We start from the raw sequence: 807 nt of genomic DNA, 5'->3' as shown, positions 1-807 counted from the left end.
CGTAAAAATTATTATAACCAAAAGCAGACTGCCAACAATCGAAGTTAGCGTGGTAAATGCCATTTTTGTCTACTCTCATATCTAAGAAATATGCTCCCGCCGCCGTTGTGAATTTGTAATCATATATATACATATCTTTACCAATGTTTAAGGCCGTTTCCATAACTTTTTTAATCAATCCAAATGGCCCAGTTGCAACAGCCCTATGCCCGGAAGGATCAAATAAACCCACTGGGTCATTGGCACAATAAGTGTAAAGATTCAACGACAGCGGGTCATTATCTTTACCCCAATAACTATCCTCTGTAATAAATCTCCCAATCATTGGGTCGTAATACCTTGCCCTCAGATAAATAGTCCCTGTTTCCTTATCAAAGTACTCACTGCAGTATCTGAATACATTTGTATCATTTGCGTCTGGATTCTTCTCATTTCCAAATGCATCATAATCATATACTTTTATACTGTTTCCGCTTGTATCTGTAAGCTGAACAACATCTCCATGACCATTATACAGGAAAAATCTTCTATTTGCACCTGTTCCGTCCTCGGAACAGATTAAGTTTATCCCCCGCACATACTTGCTGGTGACCTCTCCCGCTCCGTTTGTTTCAAGAATTATTTGACTGCCGTCCCATATGTGGCTTGTGACTATTCCGTTTATATTTTTTGATGTTCTTAGCCCGTTACCATCGTAAGTGTATTCTGCTGTTATGTCACCTGTAGAGGTTTTTATCAACTGGTTGAAGCCGTCATATTCATTGATGGTTATATCGGTGTTGTCCTTTGCTGCTCCGGGTGTTGACA

Annotated in this window: 1 protein-coding gene; it reads right to left on the bottom strand. The window is 39.7% G+C overall.

The features are described 5' to 3' along the window. Window positions 1–807, bottom strand: an 807-nt coding sequence (locus tag CLHUN_RS21640) for an RHS repeat-associated core domain-containing protein (RefSeq protein ID WP_133051144.1), incomplete at both ends; no start/stop codon positions are given.

Source organism: Ruminiclostridium hungatei, assembly GCF_002051585.1.
Lineage (GTDB): Bacteria > Bacillota > Clostridia > Acetivibrionales > DSM-1351 > Ruminiclostridium > Ruminiclostridium hungatei.
This window is presented reverse-complemented; position numbering and strand designations above follow the sequence as displayed.